Annotated in this window: 15 protein-coding genes, 1 tRNA gene and 1 pseudogene; 2 read left to right on the top strand and 15 right to left on the bottom strand. The window is 64.2% G+C overall.

Features of this window, described 5'->3' with window-relative positions:
* Together JAO74_RS09645 and JAO74_RS09640 are read right to left on the bottom strand one after the other, a co-directional pair.
* Positions 1-509: pseudogene (locus tag JAO74_RS09645) on the bottom strand (sensor histidine kinase); the annotation flags it as partial.
* Between the two features lie 148 nt (positions 510-657).
* The gene (locus JAO74_RS09640; protein WP_332908774.1) at positions 658-1338 is read right to left on the bottom strand and encodes a Crp/Fnr family transcriptional regulator; all 681 of its coding nucleotides are present in this window, start codon (positions 1336-1338) and stop codon (positions 658-660) included.
* 234 nt (positions 1339-1572) lie between these two features.
* On the opposite strand from JAO74_RS09640, the gene JAO74_RS09635 reads away from it, so the two are divergent.
* Positions 1573-1863 (top strand): hypothetical protein, encoded by a 291-nt coding sequence (locus JAO74_RS09635; RefSeq protein ID WP_233150832.1) that lies wholly within the window; start codon positions 1573-1575, stop codon positions 1861-1863.
* Positions 1864-2089: 226 nt separating this feature from the next.
* The gene (locus JAO74_RS09630; protein ID WP_199037417.1) at positions 2090-4669 is read left to right on the top strand and encodes a PAS domain-containing protein; all 2580 of its coding nucleotides are present in this window, start codon (positions 2090-2092) and stop codon (positions 4667-4669) included.
* 191 nt (positions 4670-4860) lie between these two features.
* Here the strand turns inward: JAO74_RS09630 and JAO74_RS09625 are convergent, their stop codons facing one another.
* The 13 genes from JAO74_RS09625 to JAO74_RS09565 all read right to left on the bottom strand — a co-directional run bounded on the left by JAO74_RS09625 (position 4861) and on the right by JAO74_RS09565 (position 18536).
* Positions 4861-5547 carry a response regulator transcription factor gene (locus JAO74_RS09625; RefSeq protein WP_199037347.1) on the bottom strand — a complete coding sequence of 229 codons (687 nt, stop codon included), beginning with the start codon at positions 5545-5547 and terminating at the stop codon, positions 4861-4863.
* A 1-nt stretch (position 5548) separates the two neighbouring features.
* Positions 5549-8224: a sensor histidine kinase gene (locus JAO74_RS09620; protein WP_199037345.1), complete on the bottom strand. Its 2676-nt coding sequence runs from the start codon at positions 8222-8224 to the stop codon at positions 5549-5551.
* Entirely contained in the window at positions 8224-8823 is a 600-nt protein-coding gene (gene kdpC, locus JAO74_RS09615; protein WP_199037343.1) for a potassium-transporting ATPase subunit KdpC, read from the bottom strand. Before kdpC ends, JAO74_RS09620 begins: the two co-directional genes overlap by 1 nt.
* A gap of 12 nt (positions 8824-8835) precedes the next feature.
* Complete coding sequence (gene kdpB / locus JAO74_RS09610) at positions 8836-10887, bottom strand: potassium-transporting ATPase subunit KdpB (protein ID WP_199037341.1); 2052 nt, start codon at positions 10885-10887, stop codon at positions 8836-8838.
* An 11-nt stretch (positions 10888-10898) separates the two neighbouring features.
* Positions 10899-12602 carry a potassium-transporting ATPase subunit KdpA gene (gene kdpA, locus JAO74_RS09605; protein WP_199037339.1) on the bottom strand — a complete coding sequence of 568 codons (1704 nt, stop codon included), beginning with the start codon at positions 12600-12602 and terminating at the stop codon, positions 10899-10901.
* 13 nt (positions 12603-12615) lie between these two features.
* Positions 12616-12705 carry a K(+)-transporting ATPase subunit F gene (kdpF, locus tag JAO74_RS09600; protein ID WP_041864902.1) on the bottom strand — a complete coding sequence of 30 codons (90 nt, stop codon included), beginning with the start codon at positions 12703-12705 and terminating at the stop codon, positions 12616-12618.
* 113 nt (positions 12706-12818) lie between these two features.
* Positions 12819-13697, bottom strand: a complete 879-nt coding sequence (locus tag JAO74_RS09595) for a TorF family putative porin (RefSeq protein WP_199037337.1) — start codon at positions 13695-13697, stop codon at positions 12819-12821.
* A gap of 546 nt (positions 13698-14243) precedes the next feature.
* Positions 14244-14318: transfer RNA gene (locus JAO74_RS09590), tRNA-Glu, on the bottom strand.
* A 68-nt stretch (positions 14319-14386) separates the two neighbouring features.
* Positions 14387-15760, bottom strand: a complete 1374-nt coding sequence (locus JAO74_RS09585; protein ID WP_199037335.1) for a class II 3-deoxy-7-phosphoheptulonate synthase — start codon at positions 15758-15760, stop codon at positions 14387-14389.
* A gap of 71 nt (positions 15761-15831) precedes the next feature.
* Positions 15832-16035, bottom strand: coding sequence for a hypothetical protein (locus JAO74_RS09580; RefSeq protein ID WP_199037333.1), 204 nt, complete (start codon positions 16033-16035; stop codon positions 15832-15834).
* A 40-nt stretch (positions 16036-16075) separates the two neighbouring features.
* On the bottom strand, positions 16076-17014 hold the full coding sequence (locus JAO74_RS09575) for a D-2-hydroxyacid dehydrogenase (protein ID WP_199037331.1): 939 nt from the start codon (positions 17012-17014) through the stop codon (positions 16076-16078).
* Positions 17014-18315, bottom strand: a complete 1302-nt coding sequence (locus tag JAO74_RS09570; protein WP_199037330.1) for a UDP-glucose dehydrogenase family protein — start codon at positions 18313-18315, stop codon at positions 17014-17016. The genes JAO74_RS09575 and JAO74_RS09570 overlap by 1 nt, the downstream gene beginning before the upstream one ends.
* Before the next feature lie 77 nt (positions 18316-18392).
* Positions 18393-18536: a hypothetical protein gene (locus tag JAO74_RS09565; RefSeq protein WP_199037329.1), complete on the bottom strand. Its 144-nt coding sequence runs from the start codon at positions 18534-18536 to the stop codon at positions 18393-18395.
* Positions 18537-18602: the final 66 nt, after the last annotated feature.

The raw sequence follows: 18602 nt of genomic DNA, 5'->3' as shown, positions 1-18602 counted from the left end.
TCGGCAACGATCAGTTCCACGACATCTGCTGTTCTGGTCAGGCTGACGGTCAAATGACCCGCGTGATTTTCTGGAAAAGCGTACTTCGGCGCATTGATGACGAGTTCGCTGGCGATCAGGGTCAGTGCCCGCCGCCGGTCGGCAGGAAGACCGAGATCGGCGAGGGAAAGCGTGAGGTCGATCGTTCGGTCACCCCGGAACAGTTCGACCAGTCTGGTGACGATCGCCTCCAGCAGTGGTCGGCAGGGTACTACGATCCCCGTCAATTCCCGCGCCCCGAGTTCGGCATAAGCACGAGCCAGGGCGCGTGCCGTGACGCCAACTTCCTTGATCGATCCACCCAGGGCATTGCGGCCTGATGTTAATTCCAGCGCCGATGCCATCTGGGCAAGATTATTGGCCCGGTGCAGAGCATCGGCTGCCCAAAGCGGTGCCAGGGTCGCAGCACTGCCAGTCGGCAGCACCGAATTGCATGGCGCAGTGGGCTGGCTGAACAGATCGATCAGCATTCGAATCTGGGCCGAATAGGAAGTCTGCCTCAACCTGCTTGAGCTGATCAATCTACCGGACATGCGCCACCCCCGATTGGCAGGGAAGTTAGCGATGACAGAGCGTAGCGGTATTAGCGCAGATTAAGGTTGCCGACCTTTAATTTGTTCATTTTTCCTCCGCCGCGACCGACCGACCAAGCCGGCGGTGCAGGTAGTTCTCATCGAAGCCGGCGATCTGGACGAGCCGGATCGGGTCGATGATCGTCAGACTGCCACGGGCCAGTTTCATGGTGCCGGCGAGACGCAACTCCTTCAGCACCCGGTTGATGTGCACAGGCGTCATTCCCAGCGTGTCGGCCAGGACGATCTGGGAGAGTGGCAAGGCGAACTCGCTGCCGGTGGCCAGCCCGCTGCCCTGGGCGCGGAGATAGAGCTCACATACCAGGTGCGCGACGCGTTCCGCGCTGCTGCGCCGGCCCATGCTGACGATCCAGGCGCGCAAGGTCGCCTCGTCGACCAACTGCGCCATGTACATGGCGCGGGCGATGCCGCGATGCTTTTCCATCATCCCGTTCATGTCGGCTTGTGGGATCACCGCCACCCGTGCCGGTGTCAGCGCCTGGATGCTGTGATCCATCTCCGGAAACATGCCCATGTGCAGATCGCAGGCATCACCCGGCAACAGGAATGCGATGATCTGGCGCGTACCGGCGGGCAGGATCTTGTAGCGGCATACCCAGCCGTCGAGCACGACGAATACCGGTCCCGGCGTATCGCCTTCTCGAATGAGGTCCTGACGGGCGTCAAAACGGCGGGGAAAGGCGGTCGCCTCGCGCAGCGCCGACACCTCATCCGCCGTCAAATCGACAAAGCCGTTCAGCTTGGTGATAAAGCGATTAGTCATCGCGATCAAAACTATACAGAAACAGCAGCAAAAATATTGTATATGAATATTATAAGAAATTAATATCAGAAATGGCGTTGCTCGGAATTTACCGTTATCTATGCCCAATCGTCGACACTGTAACAGGCAACGACGGCTGGAGGTTCATGCCTTCGCCTGCTGCTTGGAATGGCCGCGATGCGCAAATATGGTTTGCATGAGGGCGATGCGGCTCCGGGCATTACCGCCTCGGCCGGGCAGGCGGCGCTCTTGCTGGTGGAAAGCCTGATCCACGAATTGGTGGCAAATGGACGGCTTCCCCTCGATCGAGCCATCGCCGTCGTCGAGATCGCGACCGATACGGCCGGTCAGATCGCACTGGCGCAGTGCACGGATCAAGCGGACGATCCGGTTGGCGACTTGCTACGCGTCATCGCCCGCACGCTTTCGCTGGACGCGGATGCGCCATCTTCGACCAGCCATGGCTAACGACGCTGACGAGAGTACGCCGTTCGACGACCACTAAAGTTACGCCATTCTTGTTGCGGATCACCGGGCGACGCTATTCCGTTGCCGCATGGCAAGGTCGAATAGGCTAAAATCGTCGCGTAGGCACCGATTGCAACCCACCCCAGGCCCGACGTTGCCGTCAACCGGATCATGACCTAGATGTCAGTGACTTAGCGGCAACCAACGAGCGACGGCCTTGACTGATATGATTGATCGCGCGTTCGAGGACGTGCGGCCGTTGACCGCTGACGCGGAACGGATCGCGTCGGAACTGATCGGTGAGGATCTTGGAACCGATCCGTTTGTGGCGGCCGTGCGCGCCACGCGCATGCCGATGATCATCACCAATCCCAGACTGTCGGACAATCCTGTCGTATTCACCAATGACTCGTTTTGTCGCCTGACGGGCTACGGGCGGGAGGAGATCCTCGGGCGTAATTGTCGCTTTCTGCAAGGGCCGGACACGGATCCGGATACCGTGAGGAAAATCCGCGAAGCCGTGCGGCGGGTGGAGTCGATCGAGATCGACATCCAAAATTATCGCAAGGACGGGGAGTCATTCTGGAATCGGCTGCTGATGGCGCCGGTGTACGATACCGAGGGTGTTCTGGCCTATTTCTTTGCCAGCCAGGTCGATGTGACCCTTGAGCGAGAGCGATTGAAGGGGCTGGAGACGAGCAATGCCTCGCTCATGGCCGAACTCACCGATCGACTGCGCCTGCAGCAGGAACAGGAACGCGAACTGGCGTTCACGCTGAAAGCTGCCCGGTTTGGCACCTGGAGCCTCGAGATCGAGACAAGGCAGCTAACGGCGTCCGAAACCTGCAAGGAAATCTTCGGCCGACCGATCGATGAGCCGTTCAGCTATGCCGAGCGGCTGGCTGCGATCCATCCTGACGACCGTGCGATCAGCATTGCCGAAGTCCGACGCTGCGTCGAAGAGGGGACCGACTATGACGTCATCTACCGGATTTTCCGCGCGGATGGTGAACTGCGCTGGATCGGATCGCGGGGCCAGCCCTTCTTCGATGCCGAGGGCAGGGCACTGCGCATTTCCGGCGTTTCGACCGACATTACCGATCAGCGTCGCAACGAGATCATGCGTGTCGCTCTGGTCGAGCTGGGTGACATGTTCCGCGACACGGATTGCCCCGAGGACATCAGCCTTGCCGCTGCTGCGATCATCGGCCGCACCGTCGATCTGAGCAGGGTCGGTTACGGCGAGATCGATCCCGTGACCGAGACGATAACCGTAACGCGTGACTGGACCGCGCCGGGCGTCAGTCAGCTCTCAGGCACCTTCAACCTGCGGGACTTCGGATCATATATCGATGACCTGAAGCGTGGCGATGAAGTCTGTATCGAAGATGCCCGCCTCGATCCGCGCACCGCGCCAACGGTCGATGCCCTCGAGGCGGTCGACGCGCGTGCCATCATCAACATGCCGATCATGGAGAACGGCCAGCTGGTGGCGATGCTCTACCTCGGCAGCGGCCGGGCGCGGCGCTGGCGTTCGGACGAGACCATGTTCGCGCGAGAGGTGGCCGAGCGGACCAGGATCGCCACGGAGCGTCGTCGGACGGAACAGGCATTGGCAGCGCTGGCCTCGTCTCTCGAACAACAGGTGATTGCCCGGACCGGAGAACTGCAACACGCCGAAGACGCGCTCCGGCAATCGCAAAAGATGGAGGCGGTCGGCCAGCTTACCGGGGGGGTCGCACACGACTTCAACAATCTTTTGACCGTAATCCGGTCGGCCACGGATCTCCTGAAGCGCCCGGGTCTCAGCCCGGAGCGGCAGGCGCGGTACATCGATGCGATCTCCGACACCGCCGATCGTGCCGCCAAGCTCACCGGCCAGCTGCTTGCCTTTGCACGGCGTCAGGCCTTGCGGCCTGAGGTTATCGACGTGGGTCAGAGCCTGCGGGTGATATCGGACATGTTGGGAACGTTGACCGGCTCAAGGATAACGATCGATATCGATCTGCCAGAGGTACCTTGCTTCACGAACGTCGATACCAGCCAGCTCGATACGGCGTTGGTCAACATGGCCGTGAACGCGCGCGACGCGATGGACGGCGCCGGGCGTATCGATATCGCGGTCCGGCCCGCTTCATTCATCCCTGCGGTTCGTTCGCATCCCGCCGTCGAAGGGCAGTATGTAGCGATCTCGATGACGGATACGGGGTCAGGCATCGAACCTGACAGGCTGGAGCGCATCTTTGAGCCATTCTTCACCACCAAGGGTGTCGGCCAGGGAACCGGTCTTGGTCTCAGCCAGGTGTTCGGATTTGCCAAGCAGTCTGATGGCGAGATTCTGGTAGAGAGCGAAGTCGGGCACGGAACCACCTTCACGCTGTATCTGCCGAGCGCCAACGGGGGAGGGGTCGCCGCAGGCGGCGCTGCGCTGGAAGCCCTGGCAGATGGTCATGGTACCTGCGTCCTGGTGGTCGAGGACAACAGGGATGTCGGAATATTCACGACCCAATCACTTGCCGAACTGGGCTATGAGACGGTGTGGGCTGCCGATGCGCAGGAGGCCCTGGCCGAACTGGCCAGCGATGCGTCGCGGTTCGACATCGTTTTCTCCGATGTCATGATGCCCGGCATGAACGGGATCGAATTCGGAAAGGTGATCCGGTCAACCTACCCTGATTTGCCGGTGGTACTGACCTCGGGCTACAGCAACGTGCTTGCCCAGGACGGAACCCATGGTTTCGAGCTGTTGCACAAACCCTATTCCGTCGAGCAATTATCCCGCATCCTGCGCAAGGCGGCAGGGTGAGCGCGACATTTGAACGGTGACGGGTCCGACGGGAACGAGGATCGGCTGTTTGCATCTTCCGCTTAAACAAGCCGCGAGCCAGTCGCCACCTCAAGCCATGCAGACAGCCGGTCAAGCTCGGGAGCCCGAAGAGTGCCCCTAACGACTGCAAATGGATAGGCGCCGCCCTGCTTCTGAAAACGGAAGTTCCGTCATACGTCGGAGCGAAGACGATAGCCTACACCGAGTTCGTTGGCGATCACGCTGCCGACCGGGCCCGGGTGTTCCAGCTTCTGACGAAGGTTGCGGATTACAATGCGAAGATACTCGACGCGTGGCTCGTCGTCTCCTCCCCATGCAGCCGCCAGTACGCGTTCATGCGTCACAACCCGGCCGATATGTCGGGTCAGCACGGCGAGCACGTCATATTCCTTGCGGGTGAGATGCAGTTCCTGGGTCCCGCGAAGAACGACCCGACGATCGAGATCGATGCTGATGTCACCGCGTCGCACGATCTTCTGCATCGTCTCGGACAAGCCGTGATGGCGAAGGGCTACGCGAAGCCGTGCGAGCAGCTCGTCGGTGTCGAACGGCTTGCAGACGAAATCGTCTGCGCCGAGGTCGAGCGCGGTCACCTTCTCGTCGACCGCGTCGCGTGCGGACACCACCAGGATGACGGCGTCGCCATGCGTCCGCAGCAAGGGAATGAGCGTCAATCCGTCACGGTCCGGCAGGCCGAGATCGAGCAGTACGGCGCTGGGGTGTTCGGCCGCTGCCTGATGCAGGGCTTGCCGGCCGTCTTCGGCCTCGACGACGGTGTAACCGGCCCGGACGAGTGTGTTGCGCAGCAGACGGCGGATGGCGAGTTCATCGTCCACCACAAGAATTTTGGCAGGCATGTCAGGTCAGACCTTCCGGTGCGGGATCACGGACGATGAGGCCGGGGGGAAAGACCAGCGTGAAAGCGGCACCCGCGCCGTCACCCCGGTTCGCAGCTTCGACCGTCATGCCCATTGCCTCGGCAAACGCCTTGACGATTGCCAGACCGAGGCCCGTACCACCGATGGCCCGATCGGAGCCCTCAAGCCGCCGGAACGTCTCGAATACCTCCTTCTCCCGCCCGGGCGGCAAGCCCGGCCCGTGATCCATGACGACCAGGCGAAGCTCCCCAAAGCGATTGCTGCCTTCGATAACGATGTCGGTACCCGGATCGGCATAGCGACCGGCATTGTCGAGCAGGTTAAGCAGGCAGTGATGGAGAAGCTGCGGGTCGGCCCGGACCAGCGGGAGGCCAGGCGGAACATCGAGCCGGAGGGCATGACCTTCCAACGCGCGCCGTGCATCGTGCGCGGCGCCGGTGACCGCTTCCTCAAGGTCGGTCGCCTCGATCTTCAGTTTCAATGCCCCCGCCTCGACGCGGGCCATGTCGAGGAGGTTGGCGACAAAGCGATTAAGGCGGGCGGCCTCGCTTTCGATCGTGCCGATCAGTTCGGGGGTGGCGCCATGGTGCAGCTGCGCGGCTGCCGCGATGACGGCCGTAAGCGGCGTCCGCAGGTCGTGACTGACCGAAGATAGAAGCGCAGCGCGCAAGCGATCCCGGGTTCGCACCGTCTCGACGTCGCGCATTTCGACCTCCAGCCGCAGCCGTTCGAGCACGAGCGCGGATTGATCGAGCAGGCTGCTGAGCAAAGGCAACTGATCGGCCCGCACCGGGTCGGCCGTCGTATCCTTGGCGATGCCGAGGACGCCGAGGACCCGGCCGCCTGCCTTCAACGGCTGGAACAGCCACTCCGACGCCGCGAGGGTGCCGGAGCCTTTTCCAGCCGGCATGCCGGTGTCCAGCGCCCATGTGGCAGCCGCGGTGTCCATCGTGCCGAGACGATAGGCGGCGTCGCTCGTCGCGAGGATGTCGAGGCCCGTGCCCGCCCCGCGCACCAGCAGTACCACCTGCACGTCGAGCAGACCCCGCACATCGTCGCAGATCATCTGCGCGGCGACGTCGATGTCGTTGACACTCGTGATCTGGCGAAGGAAGCCGGCCAGCGTCGCATTCGTCCGGGCGCTGGCCGCCGCCAGATCGGCCTGTGCCCGGACGCGCGAGGTCAGTTGGCTGGTGGCGATCGCGATGCCGAGAAGGACAACGACCGAGATCAGGTTTTCGGGATTGCTGATGCTCAGCGTACCGACGGGCGGCAGGAAGAAGAAATTATAGGCCAGGCTTGAGGCGATGCCGGCGTAGAGGCCGGTGCGAAGACCATACAGGCTCGCAGCCGCCATCACCGGCAAGAGATACAGAAGCGCGACGTTGCCTAGGTCGAGCACGTGGAACAGCGCGCTGGCGATGCCGGTGATGCCGGCGACAAGCGCGGTGGTGATCGCATAGCCGGCGGGCGTGCCCCATCGCGCGGGTCTGCGTCGACCACGGTCCCGGTCGGCCTGATCGGACACGACGGGCAAGACATGGACGGTAACGCCCGGGGTGTTGCGGATCACCCGATCGACGACGGAGCCGTGCAGGAATTCGAACGAGCGCGACCGCCGCGACTTGCCCATGACCAGCTGGGTCGCCCGGGCGTCGGCGAGGAAGTTCTGGATACCCTCCACGACATCGGTCGCGGGAACGGTCGCAACGGCAGCGCCGAGCTGCGTCGCCAGCGTCATGGCGGCGGCGACGCGCTGATGCTGGGCATCGGAAAAATGCGCCGCGCGCGGGGTTTCGATAAAGACGGCGGTCCAGGGACCGCGCAGGCCATCCGCTACCCGCTTGGCGGCGCGCACCAGCGTGTCGGCGCCGGGCAACTCGTTGATCGCGACGACGATCCGGTCGCTGCCCGCCCAGGTGCCGCCAAGTCCCAGCGCGCGGACGTCGTCGAGCATCCGGGCATCGACCGCCTGCGCCGCGCGCCGCAACGCCAGTTCACGCAGTGCCGACAGGTTTGATTTGGAGAAGAAGTGCGACAACGCGCGCGTCGCTTCATGCGGCAGATAGACCTTGCCGGCCCGCAGCCGCTCGATCAATTCGTCGGGCGGAATGTCGACGACCTCGATCTCGGCCATTTCCAGGACGCTGTCCGGTACGGTTTCCCGCACCCGCACGCGGGTGAAACTGGCGACGACATCGTTCAGGCTCTCGACGTGCTGGATGTTGACGGTCGAATAGACATCGATGCCGGCGACCAGCAGTTCCTCGACGTCCTGATAGCGTTTCGGATGGCGACTGCCCGGCGCATTTGTATGGGCAAGTTCGTCGACAAGGACGAGGCGGGGTGATCGTGCAAGGATCGCGTCCAGGTCCATTTCCCGAAGCGTCCGGCCTTCATAGTCTATCGCTCGCCGGGGTATGATCTCGTGACCGCGGGTCAGCGCCTCGGTTTCCGCACGACCGTGGGTTTCCACCACGCCGACGATGACATCGACGCCGTCCCGTTTACGCGCGGCGCCCTCGGACAGCATCTCGAACGTCTTGCCGACTCCGGGAGCGGCGCCAAGGAAAATCTTGAAGCGCCCTCTTCCCTCCTGCGCGGCTGCGCGCAGAAGGGCGTCCGGGTCAGGTCGTTTAGCGCCCGAGACAGGCATCAGCGCGGGCGTGCGCCGGCGGTGCTGGCCCCTGACAGCGTGTCGAGAGCACGGTTGAGGGCCAGTACGTTGACATGGGCGTCACCCAGGATGGACGCCTGGGTTGCATCGGCCACCAGCGTGCGAACCCGGTCGACCGGCACGCCGCGAACGCGGGCGATACGCGGCGCCTGGGTCAGTGCGGCAGCCGGTGAGAGATCGGGGTCGAGGCCAGAACCGCTGGCGGTGACCAGATCGACCGGTACGGGGCCGGGCACGCCTTCGGCACGACGTTTCGCGACGTCCGGCTTCACGCGGTCGACGAGGGCCTGGCTTGCCGGACCAAGGTTCGAACCTGACGATGCCAGACCATCATAGCCCTTGCCGGCGGCCGATGGCCGGGTCTGGAAATAACGGTCTGCCGTGAATGCCTGACCCAATACGCTCGAGCCGACGACCGTGCCACGTGCGTCCCGCACCAGGCTGCCGTTCGCCTGAGCGGGGAAGAGCGTCTGGCCGATGCCGGTCATGGCAAGCGGATAGACGAGTCCGAGAAGGACCGCGAACAGGATCGTCATGACGATCGCGGGCCGCAGTGCGGAGGAGAAATCCTTGCCCATGTCTTTCTTTCCTTACGCGAGACCGAGGCCACCGACCACGAGGTCGATGAATTTGATGCCGATGAACGGGGCGATCAGACCACCAAGGCCGTAGATCGCGAGGTTGCGGGCGAGCAGTGGTCCGGCTGCCATCGGTTTGTAGGCAACACCGCGGAGCGCCAGTGGGACGAGGCACGGAATGACGACGGCGTTGAAGATGATCGCCGACAGGATCGCGCTTTCAGGCGATCCCAGCCGCATCACGTTCAGCACGCCGAGCCCCGGATAAAGGACGACGAACATCGCCGGGATGATGGCGAAATATTTCGCCACGTCATTGGCGACCGAGAAGGTCGTCAGCGCCCCCCGCGTCATCAGCAACTGCTTGCCGAGGCCGACGACCTCGATCAGTTTGGTAGGATCGCTGTCGAGATCCACCATGTTGCCGGCTTCGCGCGCCGCCTGCGTACCGGTGTTCATCGCGACGCCGACATCGGCCTGCGCCAGCGCCGGCGCGTCGTTGGTGCCGTCGCCGCACATCGCGACAAGCCGCCCGCCGGTCTGCTCCTTGCGGATCAGCTCCAGCTTGTCCTCGGGCGTGGCCTGGGCGAGGAAATCGTCCACCCCCGCCTCTGCCGCGATCGCCGCGGCGGTGAGCGGATTGTCGCCGGTGATCATCACCGTGCGAATGCCCATGGCGCGCAGCTCGCCGAAACGCTCGCGAATGCCAGCCTTCACCACGTCCTTCAGGAAGATCGCACCGAGCAGACGGCCGTCCCGCGCGACCGCGAGCGGCGTACCGCCTGCACGCGCGATCTCGTCGGTGATGCGGCGCAGTTCGGTCGCGACCGCCGTTTCACCCGACCCCGGATTGGCGCGCAGGATCGAATCCACCGCGCCCTTCTGGATCAGCGATCCACCAACCTTCACGCCCGAAATACGGGTTTGCGCCGTGAACGGGATGATCTCGGCACCGACGGCCAGCTCGGCGGTCGCGACGTGGAATTGTTCGCGGGCAAGCAGCACGATCGAGCGGCCTTCCGGCGTTTCGTCGGCGAGGCTGGCTACCAGCGCGGCCTCGGCCAGTTCCTGAGTGCTGGTTCCGGACACCGACCGGAATTCGCTCGCCTGGCGGTCGCCGATCGTGATCGTGCCGGTCTTGTCCAGCAACAGCACGTCGATGTCGCCTGCCGCTTCCACCGCGCGGCCCGACTTGGCGAGCACGTTGAACCTTACCAGACGATCCATCCCGGCAATCCCGATCGCCGACAGCAGCGCCGCGATCGTTGTCGGGATCAGCGTGACGAGCAGTGCCGCCAGGATCGCCACGGGTATGGATCCGTCGGCATAGGTGGCGAAGCCGGGGATGGTCCCGACCGCGATCAGAAAGATGATCGTGAGGCCGACCAGCAACAGCGTGAGGGCGATCTCGTTAGGTGTCTTCTGTCGCTCGGCGCCTTCGACCAGCGCGATCATCCGGTCGAGGAAGCCCTTGCCGGGCTCGACCGTCACCTTGACGCGGATTTCGTCGGAGATAACGCGCGTACCCGCGGTCACCGCCGATCGATCCCCGCCCGCCTCGCGGATCACCGGCGCGCTCTCGCCGGTGATCGCCGCCTCGTTGACGGAGGCAACGCCCGAGACGACATCGCCGTCCGACGGGATCAGATCGTTCGTCTCCACCAGCACGATGTCGCCCACCCTGAGCTGGCTGGCAGGCACGGCGTCGAACTGGCGACCGTCGCCCTTTAGGCGCTTGGCGGTCAGTTCCGCCTTGGTGGCGCGCAGGGATGCCGCCTGCGCCTTGCCGCGTCCTTCCGCGAGAGCCTCCGCAAACGTGCCGAACAGGACGGTCAGCCACAGCCAGATCACCAGTTGCAGCTTGAAGCCGACCGACAGATCGTCCTGCCCGATCACGAGCAGGACGGTCATCAGCGCCGCGACGGCGGCGGTAACGAACATCACCGGGTTGCGAACGAGTTCGCGTGGGTTGAGCTTGAGGAACGAGGCCTTGATCGCCGGCACGACGAGGTCGGCGGTGAACAGGCTCTTGGTCTGGGAGCGTTTCTGGGTGTCTTGGGCCATGTCCGGCGCCCTTACGAGAGTTGCCCGCGGATCATCATCAGATGATCGGCGATGGGACCGAGCGCGAGGCTCGGCAGGAAGGTCAGACCGCCCAGGATCAGGATGATGCCGACCAGCAGCCCCACCCAGAGGCCGCCTGTCGTCGGGAACGAGCCCGCACTTTCCGGCGTATATTTCTTCGCAGCCAGGCTGCCGGCGATGGCCAGCATCGGCACGATGATGAAGAAGCGGCCGATCCACATCGCGACGCCCAGCAACCCGTTGTAATAGGGTGTGTTGGCGGTAAGACCCGCAAAGGCCGATCCGTTGTTCGCGACCGCGCTGGTGAAGGCGTAGAGAATCTCCGAGAAGCCATGCGGCCCCTTGTTGAGCGGACCCGCGAGGCCCTGACCCACGACGGACGAGAGCGCGGTGAAGCCGAGTATCGTCAACGGCAGCACCGCGATCGCGAGCACCGCAAGCTTCACTTCCCGAGCCTCGATCTTCTTGCCGACATATTCGGGCGTGCGACCGACCATCAAACCGGCGACGAACACCGCGAGGACGGCGAACAGCAGGAAGCCGTAGATGCCGGCACCGACACCGCCAATGACGACCTCGCCCAACTGCATGTTGAACAGCGGGATCATGCCACCGAGAGCGGTAAAGCTGTCGTGCATGGCATTCACAGCACCGCACGACGCGGCGGTGGTGACGACCGAGAACAGGGCGGACGCGGCGATGCCGAAGCGTACCTCCTTGCCTTCCATGTTACCGCCCGCCACGCCGAGACTGTGCAGCACCGGATTGCCGGCTGCCTCGGCCCAGTAGGTGGCCGTGGTGCCGGCCAGGAACAGGATCATCATGGCGGACAGGATCGCCCACCCTTGGCGGGTGTTGCCGACTGCCTTGCCGAAGGTCCAGGTCAAGCCGACGCCGATCACGAAGATCGACAGCATCTGAATGAAGTTGGTCAGCGCCGTCGGATTCTCGAACGGGTGCGCGCTGTTCGCGTTGAAGAAGCCGCCACCGTTCGTACCAAGCATCTTGATGGCTTCCTGGCTCGCGACCGGCCCGAGCAGGATCGACTGCCGCGCACCTTCCAGCGTCTGTACCTCGACGACGCCGGCAAGCGTCTGGGGCACGCCGCTGGCGATATAGAAGATCGTCAGCGCGACGCAGAGCGGCAGCAACAGGTAGAGCGTGATCCGGGTCATGTCGGCCCAGAAGTTGCCGATCGCCTTTGTCTCGCGTCGGGCGAAGCCGCGGAACAGCGCAAAAGCGAGCGCGATGCCGGTCGCGGCCGACAGGAAATTGTGGATCGTCAGCCCCAGCATCTGGCTGAGGTTCGACATGGTGCTCTCGCCGCCATAGCTCTGCCAGTTGGTGTTGGCGGTGAAGCTGATCGCGGTATTGAACGACAGATGCTCGCCCACCCCGGCGAGCCCCTGCGGGTTCCCCGGCAGCACCCCCTGCAAACGGAGCACCGCATAAGTGAACGCCATGAGGATGGCGTTGAAGAGCAACATATGCACCGCGTAGCGGCGCCAGCCCTGCTCTTCGTTCGGGTCGATGCCGGACAGCGCGTAGAAGCCGCGTTCGACCGGGCCAAGCACGATGTGGAGCGGCGTGCGCCGCCCCTCATACAGAGCGAAAAGCCACAGGCCGACCGGTTTCGCCAGTGCGAGCAGGATGCCGATAAAGGCAAGGATCAGGAACCAGCCCTGGAATGTCATCGGTCCGCCTCCGTCAAAAGCGTTCGGGGCGGATCAGGACCGCCACAAGGTAGGCGAGGAGGCCAAGCGCAGTGAGCGCCGCCAGCCAAAGGTCGAGGGTCATCGCCGTGTCCTCAGGCGTTGTCGCACAGGCGGACATAGGCGAGCGTAAGCGCCACCAGCCCGACCATGATCGCGATCCAGAGCAAGTCCTGCATCAGATGTCCTTTCAGAAGGTCAGAAGGCAGCCGTCAGCGAGAGCACGACCGTGCCGCCAGCGATATTGCCGGTGCCGTCCTGACCCTTGCTGAAGCTGGGGCGGAGGTACGTCGCCTCCCGGTTCGAAATGTCGGTGTCGATGTAGCTGACATTGAACGTCAGATTCCTGTAGGTGGCATCGGCACCGAGCGACCAGTCCCAGTATTCGCCGGTCGGCGCGACTGCGGTCGCATTCGGCCCCAGGCCATCCTGACCCCAGCTATGCCCCACATGTACCCTGGCGGTAACCGGCGTACCGGCAAGCGCCATCGCGCCATCGCCCCACAGATAGAGGTTGTCGTCCTTGTCGCCGGGATTCTTGAAGATGCCGTTCGCGGCATCAATACCGGTGTCGTACCATTTGCCGATCGCCTGCTGCCTGGGCGCATAGGCGACGCCGGCGGTGAGTGTCGCAGGACCGGATGTCCCGGTCAGCTTCACATAGGGTTCGGCAAAGTCGGTCCTGTCGGCGCCGCCCGGATACATGTACCAGGTCAGGCCGATGTCGAGCGCCGCATCGTCGGCGAGCTTCGCCTTGTAGCCCCCGATCAGGTCGAGCTCCATGTTCGCTCCGCCGAAGGTGCCCCAGCCGGCGAGGTTCGATGCCCATGTGCCGACGTAAAGGCCGCTCTCGTGCACGATGGTGATGCCGCCCTGCACAGCCATCTCCTGATCCGACTGCGACACACCTCGAAACCGGTAGTCGGACGCGATCGAAGCGGATCCGCTGACGGTCAGCGTCGAGGATGATGCAGCGGCGTTGGCAGCTTCGGCCTTATCGTTTGCCGTCGATTGTGCCTGCGCGGTGATCGGAAAACCCACAATCGCGACGACCACGGCCGCATGAAGGAACTTCATTGTTGCACCCCTTGAGCGGCGCTCGTCACACGACGATGCCTTCAGGGATGTGCGATTAGGCGCATCCAGCGTAGCAATTCGAGATCGATTTCAGGAAAAGGCATATAGCGCGCATATAGATGACGCATTTTTTTCGCTGCCTGAGAGTCGATCCCACGATACGATGTGGAGCCGTCGTCTGGACCAGGGAGTGTGGGGATCCATATTTAGGCCTGGATGTGATTCACGCTTTGGATGGATCGCAATATTCTGACGAACGCCCAACGGGCGAAGATGAAACTGCATTGTCTGGACAAGCCGTCTGTCCCGGGGCGTAGCGGGCGAGACAATCGGCTGTTCAGTGGGTCGTGCGGACCGGCGGTCAATGCACATTTCTCAGAATGAGACGCGCCACCATACGCGATCGGGGGCGGCCGATAGCCGCAACCAGTCCCGTCATATCCCGAATCATACCATCATGACCCAAGCAAAATGTGGGCACTCCGTGGTGCAAGTCCGGATAACCTGCCACTTGTCAGCCAAGATCAACGCGATAGCGCGCTTGACTGGTGACCCCTACGAGAATCGAACTCGTGCTTACGCCGTGAGAGGGCGTCGTCCTAACCGCTAGACGAAGGGGCCGTATGCAGTGGAAGCGGGCGTTTATCCGGGGGCGGGGCTGCCGTCAAGCGGCCCCGCCGGATAAACTGTCAGGCGGCGACCAGCCGGCGCTCGGCCATCTCGGCGTTGAGCATTTCCGCCAGCAGGAATGCCAGCTCCAGGCTCTGGCCGGCATTCAGGCGCGGATCGCAATGGGTGTGGTAACGATCGGCCAGCGACTGCTCGGTCACATCGACGGCGCCGCCGGTGCATTCGGTCACGTTCTGGCCGGTCATTTCGGCATGGATGCCGCCGGCATGCGTGCCCTCGGCACGGTGGACGGCGAAGAAGCCGCGCACTTCAGCCAGGATGCGGTCGAACGGCCGCGTCTTATAGCCGGTCGTCGCCTTCACCGTGTTGCCGTGCATCGGGTCGCAGCTCCACACCACCGGATGTCCCTCGCGCGTCACGGCGCGGACCAGCTTGGGCAAATGCGCCTCGATCTTGTCATAGCCATAGCGGGTGATGAGCGTCATTCGGCCCGGCACGCGGCCGGGATTCAGCGTGTCCAGCATCCGCAACAGCGCGTCCGGCTCCAGGCTGGGGCCGCACTTCACGCCGATCGGGTTGCCGATGCCGCGAAGGAATTCGACATGGGCCGACCCCTCGAACCGGGTACGGTCGCCGATCCAGAGGAAGTGCGCGGAGGTGTCGTACCAGTCGCCGGTCAGCGAATCCTGCCGGGTCAGCGCCTGTTCGAACGGCAGCAGCAGGGCTTCGTGGCTGGTGTAGAAATGCGTCTGCGCCAGCTGCGGCACGGTTTCGGGGTCGATCCCGCATGCCGCCATGAATTCCAGCGCCTCGCCGATCCGGTCGGCGGTCTCGGCATATTTCTTGGTCCACGGGCTGCGGCCCATGAAGTCGTGCGTCCAGCGATGCACCTGATGCAGGTTCGCATAGCCACCCTGCGCGAAGGCACGCAGCAGGTTCAGCGTCGCCGCACCCTGCGCATAGGCGCGGATCATCCGCTGCGGATCGGGATGCCGCGATTCGGGGGTGAAGGCGATGTCGTTGACGTTGTCGCCGCGATAGGACGGCAACTCGACGCCATCGATCGTCTCGGTCGGGGTCGAACGCGGCTTGGCGAACTGGCCCGCCATCCGGCCGACCTTCACCACCGGCAGCTTCGATGCCCAGGTCAGCACGACCGCCATCTGCAGGATGACGCGGAACGTATCGCGGATGTTGTTCGCGCTATGCTCGGCAAAGCTCTCGGCGCAATCGCCACCCTGCAACAGGAAGCCACGGCCCGCGGCCACTTCGCCCAGCTCGCGCGTCAGGCTGCGCGCCTCGCCGGCGAACACCAGCGGGGGATAGGTGGCCAGCGTGTCGGTGGCGGCGGTCAGCGCCGCGGTGTCGGGATAATCGGGCATCTGGCGCGCCTCGGCGGCGGTCCAGCTATCGGGGGCCCAGTTGGCAGCCATAATGTCCTCGCTTGATCGCGACGGGCCATGCGCCAATTCGGTTCGGTTCGCAATCGTTCCGATACAGGGCTTCAGGCGTGGACGACGCGTCCGTTGAGGATGCCGGTCATGTGCAGGCGCGCGCCGGGCTGAAGAATCACATCGCCGCCGACGATACCGCCCAGCCGCAACAGACAGCCCGGATTGACCGTCACGTCACCGGCGACGATGCCGCCCAGATCGGTGTCGTGATCGATGACGAGGGATTCGTTGATGATCCCGCCGATGTTCTCCATGACCTCTTCCTCCTGGAAGCGATCAACGTGCGAACGCCCGTCAATATCCCGCGTTCAGGTCGACCTGGTTACGCATCGGCCGACCCTCCCGCCACGCGGTCAGGTTTTCCAGGAAAAGCGCCGCGCCACGCTGGAACATCGTGTTCTGGCTGCGGCCCGACAGGTGCATCGTCAGCAGCGTGTTGGGGGTGCGCCATAACGGATGGTCGGCCGGCAGTGGTTCGGGATGAGCGGGGTCCAGTACGGCGCCGCCGATCCGCCGCTCGGTCAGTGCGGTGACCAGCGCGTCGTCGTCGATCATGTCGCCGCGCGCCACGTTCACGATCCAGCCGCCCGGTTTCATCGCCGCCAATTCTTCCACGCCGATCATTGCGCGGGTGTCGCCGGTGGACGGTGCCGCCAGGATCACCCAGTCCGTTTCGCCCAGCCGCGACCGCCATGCGTCGGGGCCCAGCGTGCCGTCGCGCCCCGACCGCGTCACGCCCATCACCTCGACGCCGAACGCCGCCAGCCGCTCACCGATCAACCGGCCGATCGTGCCGTATCCGATCACCAGTGCCCGCGTGCCGGGCAGTTCGATCTTGCCGGGCGCATCGCGGGGCCATTCCCGCCGGTCATAGGCGCGGACAACCTCGTCCAGCCGCTTCGCTGCGACCAGCACCGCCATGACCGCATATTCGGCGACCGTCACCGCGTTGATGCCGGCGCCGTTCGTCACTGTCACGCCCCGTTCGCGCAGCAGGTCGAGAGGGAAGGCGTCGAGCCCGGCATAGATCGTCGATACCCAGCGCAGCGCCGGGCCGCTCGCGCGGATGGCGTCGGCGACCAGATCGGTCGGCTGCATGTCGACCCAGGCGATCTCCGCCTCCGCGATCGCCGCCTTCGCCTCGTCCGGCGTGGCGAACCACGCCACGTTCAGGTCGGCGGGCAGATGCGGTTCGAGCAGCGGCCGTGCCGCCGCGGGCAGCACGGCGCGCATCAGCGACCGACCGCGGTATAGGCGAAGCCCGCCTGCGCGGCGGCCTCGCGGCGATAGATGTTGCGCAGGTCGACGAGCACGTCGCCGGCCATCACGCCCTTCAGCCGCTTCAGGTCGATCGCCCGAAACGCATCCCATTCGGTCACGATGACTACCGCGTCGGCACCGGTGGCCGCGTCGTACGGATCGCTGCAATAGGTCAGGTCCGGCATCACCTGCCGCGCCTGCTCGGTCCCCTCGGGATCGTGCCCGCGCACCGATACGCCGGCATCGGCCAGCGCGGTGGCGATCGCGATGCTGGGCGCGTCGCGCATGTCGTCGGTGTTGGGCTTGAACGTCAGGCCCAGCAGCGCGACCGTCTTGCCCCGCGCACTCTCACCCAGCGCGGCCAGCACCTTGCGGCCCATCGCTCGCTTGCGGCTGTCGTTCACCTTCACCACCGCCTCGACGATGTGGACCGGGCTTTCGAAATCCTCGGCGGTCTTCAACAGCGCCAGCGTATCCTTGGGGAAGCACGACCCGCCATAGCCGGGACCGGCGTGCAGGAACTTGCGGCCGATCCGGTTGTCCAGCCCGATGCCGCGCGACACGTCCTGCACATCGGCGCCCACCGCCTCGCACAGGTCGGCGATCTCGTTGATGAAGGTGATCTTGGTCGCGAGGAACGCGTTGGCGGCGTACTTGGTCAACTCGGATGTGCGGCGGCTGGTGAACAGGATCGGGTTGTCGTTGATGTAGAGCGGGCGGTACACCTCGCGCATCACGGCGCGGGCGCGTTCGTCGTTGGTGCCGATCACCACGCGGTCGGGCCGCTTGAAATCGCCGATCGCGGCGCCCTCGCGCAGGAATTCGGGGTTGGAGACGACCGCGACGTCGATCTCCGGCCGCTTCTCGCGCAGGATGCGCTCCACCTCGTCGCCGGTGCCGACCGGTACGGTCGATTTGGTCACGACGACCGTCGGGCCGGTCAGCGCGCCCGCGATCTCCTCGGTCGCGGCATAGACATAGGACAGGTCGGCATGACCGTCGCCACGCCGGGACGGCGTGCCGACGCCGATGAAGATCGCATCGGCACCCGCCACCGCCTCGGTCAGGTCGGTGGTGAACGCCAGCCGCCCGGCCGCGACGTTCGAGGCGACCAGTTGCTCCAGACCGGGTTCGTAGATCGGCATCCGCCCGGCCTGCAACGCCGCGATCTTGCCGGCATCCTTGTCGACGCACACCACGTCATGCCCGAAATCGGCGAAGCACGCCCCCGATACCAGGCCGACATAGCCCGAGCCGATCATCACGATACGCATGGTCGTGGCACTTTCCGTTGCAGGATGAGGAAGACCGGTCCTCTATCCATCGAGGCCGATTTGACCAGTGGCGAGCGTCACCGACCGCTGTTGTAATCCTTGATCCCGCGCAACCGCCGCCGGCGGCTGGCCCGACGCTTCAGCGTGACCCACGCGAAGATGCTGCCGCCCACGGCGCATACGGCAATCAGGCCAAAGGCAATCAACAGTCGCGATTCCACAGAATTATCCCGGTATTGCTGGCATCGACATCCGGTAGATAACATAGGATGTCGACTGGCGCTGAA

Origin of the sequence: Sphingomonas mollis (assembly GCF_016427505.1) — a bacterium.
Taxonomy (GTDB): domain Bacteria; phylum Pseudomonadota; class Alphaproteobacteria; order Sphingomonadales; family Sphingomonadaceae; genus Sphingomonas; species Sphingomonas mollis.
Note: the sequence above shows the minus strand (reverse complement) of the source record. Positions and strands in the feature narration are given on the sequence as shown.

Excerpts from the sequence above, each read along its gene's own strand:
- JAO74_RS09625 (WP_199037347.1), bottom strand. The coding sequence starts at position 5,547 with ATGCCTGCCAAAATTCTTGTGGTGGACGATGAACTCGCCATCCGCCGT.
- JAO74_RS09635 (WP_233150832.1), top strand. The coding sequence starts at position 1,573 with ATGCGCAAATATGGTTTGCATGAGGGCGATGCGGCTCCGGGCATTACC.
- kdpA (WP_199037339.1), bottom strand. The coding sequence starts at position 12,602 with ATGACATTCCAGGGCTGGTTCCTGATCCTTGCCTTTATCGGCATCCTG.
- kdpB (WP_199037341.1), bottom strand. The coding sequence starts at position 10,887 with ATGGCCCAAGACACCCAGAAACGCTCCCAGACCAAGAGCCTGTTCACC.
- JAO74_RS09580 (WP_199037333.1), bottom strand. The coding sequence starts at position 16,035 with ATGGAGAACATCGGCGGGATCATCAACGAATCCCTCGTCATCGATCAC.
- JAO74_RS09620 (WP_199037345.1), bottom strand. The coding sequence starts at position 8,224 with ATGCCTGTCTCGGGCGCTAAACGACCTGACCCGGACGCCCTTCTGCGC.
- kdpF (WP_041864902.1), bottom strand. The coding sequence starts at position 12,705 with ATGACCCTCGACCTTTGGCTGGCGGCGCTCACTGCGCTTGGCCTCCTC.
- JAO74_RS09570 (WP_199037330.1), bottom strand. The coding sequence starts at position 18,315 with ATGCGTATCGTGATGATCGGCTCGGGCTATGTCGGCCTGGTATCGGGG.
- JAO74_RS09595 (WP_199037337.1), bottom strand. The coding sequence starts at position 13,697 with ATGAAGTTCCTTCATGCGGCCGTGGTCGTCGCGATTGTGGGTTTTCCG.
- kdpC (WP_199037343.1), bottom strand. The coding sequence starts at position 8,823 with ATGGGCAAGGATTTCTCCTCCGCACTGCGGCCCGCGATCGTCATGACG.
- JAO74_RS09630 (WP_199037417.1), top strand. The coding sequence starts at position 2,090 with ATGATTGATCGCGCGTTCGAGGACGTGCGGCCGTTGACCGCTGACGCG.
- JAO74_RS09585 (WP_199037335.1), bottom strand. The coding sequence starts at position 15,760 with ATGGCTGCCAACTGGGCCCCCGATAGCTGGACCGCCGCCGAGGCGCGC.
- JAO74_RS09575 (WP_199037331.1), bottom strand. The coding sequence starts at position 17,014 with ATGCGCGCCGTGCTGCCCGCGGCGGCACGGCCGCTGCTCGAACCGCAT.